General features: G+C 72.7%; 5 protein-coding genes. All 5 read right to left on the bottom strand.

From position 1 onward, the window contains the following. Positions 1 to 66 precede the first annotated feature (66 nt). Positions 67 to 1,137, bottom strand: coding sequence for a phospho-N-acetylmuramoyl-pentapeptide-transferase (gene mraY / locus M3Q23_09695; protein MDP9342344.1), 1,071 nt, complete (start codon positions 1,135 to 1,137; stop codon positions 67 to 69). Next, positions 1,134 to 2,516, bottom strand: a complete 1,383-nt coding sequence (locus M3Q23_09690; GenBank protein ID MDP9342343.1) for a UDP-N-acetylmuramoyl-tripeptide--D-alanyl-D-alanine ligase — start codon at positions 2,514 to 2,516, stop codon at positions 1,134 to 1,136. Before M3Q23_09690 ends, mraY begins: the two co-directional genes overlap by 4 nt. Next, positions 2,513 to 3,970, bottom strand: coding sequence for a UDP-N-acetylmuramoyl-L-alanyl-D-glutamate--2,6-diaminopimelate ligase (locus M3Q23_09685; protein MDP9342342.1), 1,458 nt, complete (start codon positions 3,968 to 3,970; stop codon positions 2,513 to 2,515). The genes M3Q23_09690 and M3Q23_09685 overlap by 4 nt, the downstream gene beginning before the upstream one ends. 142 nt (positions 3,971 to 4,112) lie before the next feature. Next, a complete protein-coding gene (locus M3Q23_09680; GenBank protein ID MDP9342341.1) occupies positions 4,113 to 5,831 on the bottom strand; it encodes a penicillin-binding protein 2 in 1,719 nt (572 codons plus the stop codon). Continuing rightward, positions 5,828 to 6,159, bottom strand: a 332-nt coding sequence (locus M3Q23_09675) for a cell division protein FtsL (protein MDP9342340.1), incomplete at its 5' end; no start/stop codon positions are given. The genes M3Q23_09680 and M3Q23_09675, both read right to left, overlap by 4 nt.

The raw sequence follows: 6,159 nt of genomic DNA, 5'->3' as shown, positions 1-6,159 counted from the left end.
CCGCCGCCCGGCCGCTCGCCCCCAGCCCCACCACGACGACCAGCTTTCCCTGCACGGAGAGCTCGCTCATCCCGTCCCTCCGCGGGCCAGGAAGTCCGCGTAGAACAGCCCCAGGCCGAACGTCACCGACAGGCCGGCCACGATCCAGAACCGGACGATCACCGTGAACTCGTGCCACCCCATGAGCTCGAAGTGGTGGTGGATCGGCGCCATCCGGAACAGCCGGCGGTGGAACACCCGGTAGGAGACGACCTGCGCGATCACCGACGTCGTCTCCAGCACGTACAGCCCGCCCAGGATCACCAGCAGCAGCTGGGTCTCGGTGGCCAGGGCCAGCGCCCCGACCAGGCCGCCCAGCGCGAGCGAGCCCGTGTCGCCCATGAAGATGCGGGCCGGCGCGGCGTTCCACCACAGGAAGCCCGCGACGGCCCCCAGCGCGCCCGCCGCCACGATGGCCGTGTCGAGGGAGGCGCGGCCGCTGACCGGGTAGCACGCCTTCCGCGGGACCAGCACGCAGGAGTGCCGGTCCTGCCAGAACGCGATGAACACGAACGCCGCCAGCACCAGGGCCGTGGAGCCGGAGGCCAGGCCGTCCAGCCCGTCGGTGAGGTTCACGCCGTTCGACGCCGCGGAGAGGATGAGGAACGCCCACAGGTAGAAGAACAGGCCGAGGTTCACGTCGGTGGCTCGGATGAACGACAGGTGGGAGATCTGGTGTCCCTCCCGCAGCAGCAGGAGGCTGAACACGATCGCCACCACCGCCTGGCCGGCGAACTTCGCGGTCTTGTTGAGGCCGAGCGAGCGCTGGCGGCGGATCTTCAGGAAGTCGTCCAGGAACCCCACGAACCCCAGGCCGAACGCCGCCCCCATCACCGCCACGCCGACCGCGCTGAACTTCGCCCCCGTCACCCGGGCCACCAGATAGGCCCCCGTCATCCCGATGAGGATCACGATGCCGCCCATGGTGGGCGTCCCCACCTTCCCCAGGTGGCCGTGGTGCGCTTCGGGGCCCTCGCCGTACCACGCCTCCCGGATGCGCTGGCCCCAGCCCCACGCCCGGAACAGGCGGATGGCCAGCGGGGTCCCGAGGAGCGTCAGGATCAGTCCGGTCGCGGCGGAGACGAGGATGCCGGTCACGGCCGCGACCCCGGATCGCGGAGCGCTTCCGCCAGCTTCTCCAGGCCGGCCACCCGGGACCCCTTCACCAGCACCACGTCGCCGGGGCGAAGCCACGTCCGGAGCTCCGCCAGCGCCGTCCGGGCGTCCTCGAACGCGGCGACGTTCTCGGGCTCGACCCCTTCCCGCTGTGCGGACACGGCGATGGCCCGGGCCTGCGGGCCGACCGTGACCACGCGGTCGATCCCGAGGCGTGCCACCAGCTCGCCGACGCGCTCGTGCTCCTGGTCGGAGATGGGCCCGAGCTCGGCCATGTGCCCCAGCACCGCGACGGCCCGGGAGGGTGGGCGGGCCATCCACCGGAGCGACTGGAGGGCGGCCTGCATCGAGGCCGGGTTGGCGTTGTAGGCGTCGTTCACCACGCGGACGCCGCCCTCGGTGGTGAAGGTCTCCATGCGCCACGCGGAGACGTGGGCGTCCTTCAGGGCCGCGGCGCATTCCGCGAGGGTCACCCCGAGGGCCAGGCCGCACGCCGACGCGGCCAGCGCGTTCGGCACCATGTGCGCGCCGGCCACGGCCAGCTCGACGTGCTGGCGAACCCCGGATGCAACCAGCGTGAACGCCGCCCGGCCCTCCTCGCCGAGCGTCACGTCCTCGGCCCGGACGTCGGCGTTCTCGGCCAGGCCGAACGTGACGGCGCGGGCGGGCGTTCGCGCGGCGTATCCGCGCACCACCGGGTCGTCGGCGTTCAGCACGGCCACGCCGTCCGGGGGAAGCGCCTCCACCAGCTCCGCCTTGGCCCGGACGATGTTCTCCCGCGAGCCGAACAGCTCGAGGTGCGCGACGCCCACGTTGGTGACGATGCCGACGGAGGGGCGGGCCACCTGGCACAGGCGGGCCACGTGTCCGACGCCGCGGGCGCCCATCTCGCACACCACGACCTCGGTGCCGTCCAGAGCCGAGAGCAGCGTGAGCGGCAGCCCCACCTCGTTGTTGAAGGACGCGGGACTGGCCAGGACGTCGAAGTGCCCCCGAAGCACCGCGGCGGCGAAGTCCTTCGTGCAGGTCTTGCCGGTGGAACCGGTGATGCCGACCACGGTTGCCGCAAGGGCCGTCCGCTCGTCGGCGGCCAGGTCGAGGAGTGCCTCGCCGGCGTCCGCCACGACCACCGCGGGGCCGGCCGCGCCTTCGGCTCGCTCCACCAGCGCCCCCGCCGCGCCGTTCGCGAACGCGCCGGCCACGAACCGGTGCCCGTCCTGGCGCTCGCCCCGGATCGCCACGAACAGGGTGCCGGGACCGGCCGTCCGGCTGTCCACCACGACCGCGTCCACCTCGGCGTCCTCGCCGATCAGGCGGCCGTTCACGGCTCGGGCAACGCCGGACAGGCGCCTCGGCCTCACCGCAGCCTCCGGAGCTCTTCCGCCGCCACGATGCGGTCGTCGAAGGGGACGACCATGCCGCCGGCGAACTCCTGGCCGGTCTCGTGGCCCTTCCCGGCGATGACCACCACGTCGCCGGCTTCCGCTTCGCCCAGGGCCATCCGGATGGCTTCCCGGCGGTCCGGCTCGACCACGTACCGGCCCCGGCCGCGCCGGGCCCCCCGCTCGATCTCCGCCACGATGGCCAGCGGGTCCTCCGAGCGCGGGTTGTCGCTGGTGACCACGGTGAGGTCGGCCAGGGTCGTGGCCACCTCGCCCATGAGCGGACGCTTGCCCCGGTCGCGGTCCCCGCCGCATCCGAACGCCACGATCACGCGGCCCTTGGCGAGCGGACGGGCCGCCCGGAGCACGTTCTCCAGGCTGTCCGGGGTGTGCGCGTAGTCCACCAGCACCAGGAAGTCCTGCCCCGCCTCGACGGGCTCCAGTCGTCCCGGAACCCCGGCCAGGACCCCGATCCCCTCGGCGGTGGCGGCGTCCTCGATGCCGACGGAGCGGGCCGCGGCCAGGGCCGCCAGGCAGTTCGACACGTTGAACAGGCCACGGAGGCGTGAGCGAACCTCGAGCGTCCCCACCCGGAACGCCAGGCCCGACGCGTCGGTGTGGACGTCCTCCCCCCGGACGTCCGCGCCCTCCGCCACGCCGTACGTGACGGTCGGCACGCCGGTGTCCACCAGCCGCCGCCCCTCGGGGCTGTCCAGGTTCACCGCGGCCCGTTCGGCGATCTCCGGGGTGAACAGCATGGCCTTGGCCCGGAAGTACTCCTCCATGGTGTCGTGGTAGTCGAGGTGGTCCTGGGTGAGGTTCGTGAACACCGCGCAGGCGAAGCGGAAGCCCCCGACCCGATGCTGATGGAGTCCGTGCGAGGACACCTCCATGGCCACGGCCCGCACGCCGTGTTCCAGCATCCTGACCAGCAGCCGGTGCAGGTCCGGGGCCTCCGGGGTGGTGCGGGGGAAGGGCTCGGGCTGCCCGTCGATGCGCACGCCGGTGGTCCCCACCACGCCGGGCGCCAGGCCGGCGGCCCGGAACACCGACTCCAGGAGGTAGGTCGTGGTGGTCTTGCCGTTCGTTCCGGTGATCCCGACCACGGTCATGCGGTCGGCGGGACGGCCGTAGAACGCGGCCGACACCGGTCCCATGGCCTCGCGCACCGACGGCACGACCACCTGGGCCACGTGGCCCGGCAGCGCCAGCTCCCGTTCCGCCACCACCGCCACCGCGCCGGCCGCGGCCGCCTCCGGGGCGAACTCGTGTCCGTCGACGCGGGTGCCCGGGACGCAGAAGAACAGGTCCCCCGGCTCGACCTGATCCGACCGGTACGTGACGCCGGTCACCCGGACGTCCGCATCCCCCACGGTCCGGCCCGGGAGCCCCGCGGTGAGATCGGCCAGCGGCCTGTCGGCGAACGGAGTCATCGGCGTCGATTCGGAAGGTGGATCGCGAGGAGCCAGCTCGATCACGGCGGGCTCGCTGCCGTTTCCAGCCCGGCCCGAAATGCGGCGGGATTCTAGCATCGCGCCCATCCCGGTCCCCCGACCCCGCCCCGGTCCCTCGGCCTCATCCGGCCTGGTAGGAGAGCGCGTGTGGCGGAAGCGGGAGGCGGGGCGCCGGCGAGATCCGCATCCGCGCCAGCGCGTAGCGGGCGATCTCCTGGAACAGCGGCGCCGCCGCCACCGCGCCGTACACCGTCACCGGCTGGTCGATGATCGCCGCCACCACCAGCTGGGGCCGCGACGCGGGGACCATGCCGATGAACGAAGCGATGTACCGGTTCGAGTAGCCCAGGCCGTTCACCTTCGGGACCAGCGCGGTTCCGGTCTTTCCGGCCACCCAGTATCCGGGGATCTGGGCGTTCACGCCGGTCCCCGCGTCCACGGCGAACGCCAGGATCTGTCGCACGATGCGCGCGGTGTGGGCCGACACGACCCGCCTGGTCTGGGGAGCCGGTGCCGGGTGGAAGGAGCCGCCCGGATCGACGAACCCGCGGACCAGCCGTGGCTGGGTCCACACGCCGCCGTTCGCGACCGCCGCGTACACCGCCGCCATCTGGAGCGGCGTCACCGCCAGGCCCTGCCCCACCGGGATGGTCCCCATGCTGGTGTCGTGCCAGTCGGCCAGCAGGGGCAGGATGCCCGCGGACTCGCCGGGGAAGTCGATGCCGGTGTACTGCCCCAGCCCGTACCGCGCCAGGTACTGGTCGATGCGGGTCGGGCCGAGCATGCCGGCGATGCGGATGGTCCCGACGTTGCTCGACTCCGCGATGACGTCCGCCAGCGTCATCGCCTCCGCGGGGTGGGTGTGCGCGTCGTGGAACACGTGGTCACCGACCTGCCAGTGGTCGGGCACGGTGAGCGTCTGCGTGAGCGGGATGACGTGGTCCTGGATGGCGGCCGAGGCCGTGATCACCTTGTTCACCGAGCCGGGCTCGTAGGCGTCGACGATGGCGGAGTTTCGAATGCGAGCGGACGGCGTGGTGGCGAAGTGCGCCGGGTCGAACCACGGGTAGGAGGCCAGGGCCAGGATGTCACCGGTACGGGGATCCATCACGATGACCGTGCCGCCCTTGGCCTGGTTCTGCTTCACCGCCGCGGCCAGGGCCAGCTGCACCCGGTACTGGATCTCCCGGTCGATTGTGGTGACCACGTCGTCGCCGGGAACCGGCGGGACGTCGCGGTTCACGCCCTGGGGGATGATGTGGCCGGAGGGGTCGACCTCCACCGTCCGCTTCCCGGGGCGGCCGGCCAGCTGGGACTGGTACTGGAGCTCCAGACCGGCGAGCCCCGTGCCGTCGACCCCGACGAACCCCAGGGTCTGGGAGGCGAGCGGCCCGCTCGGGTAGTAGCGCTTCGCGTCGTCCAGGAACCCGATCCCCGGCAGCTCCTGGGCCTCCAGCTTCCCCGCCACGTCGGCGTCGACCTGCCGGGCCAGGTACACGAAGGAGGTCTTCTCCCGGAGCGCGTGGAGCACGGTTCGCAGCGGGATGTGCAGGCCCCGGGCCACCCGGCGGGCCGTGCGGTCCACGTTCTTCACGTAGCGGGGGTCCGCGTAGACGTCCTTGGCCGGGAGCGACAGCGCGAGCTCCTTGCCGTGGCGGTCCAGGAGCGATCCCCGCACCGGCGGGAGGGTGATGGTGTGCACGCGCTGGCGGAACGCGCGGACCTCGTAGGCGCGCGCGTCCTTCACCTGGAGGAACGCGAGACGGGCCAGGATCCCCCCGAGCCCCAATGACAGTGTCACGAAGACCGCCACGAGGCGACCGAGAGGCGGCCGGGTCACCCGATGCCCCCCACCACCGCCTTCAGGGCCAACGACCGGGCGCTCCCGCCGTCGCGGGGGTATGACACCGGATCCTGCTGGGGGATCCGGACGTGGATGACCTGGACCTGGTTCGGGAGCACCATCCCGAGCTTGCGGGCCGCCTTGGCGATGCGGCCCGGCGAGGACAGCCGGGCCTCCTCCAGCTGCATGCGCTCGTAGGTCTGCGACAGGTCCTGGACCCGCTTGGACAGGTCCGCGATGCGGAACGAGCTCTGCGCCAGCACCGCGTTGAACGCGGTCAGGCCGAGCACCAGCCCGCCCACCACCAGCGAGGAGAACACGAAGA

This window comes from Actinomycetota bacterium (genome assembly GCA_030774015.1).
Classification (GTDB): Bacteria; Actinomycetota; UBA4738; order UBA4738; family JACQTL01; genus JALYLZ01.
The sequence above is the reverse complement of the archived record's forward strand: the minus strand, read 5'-3'. Positions and strand labels throughout refer to the sequence as shown.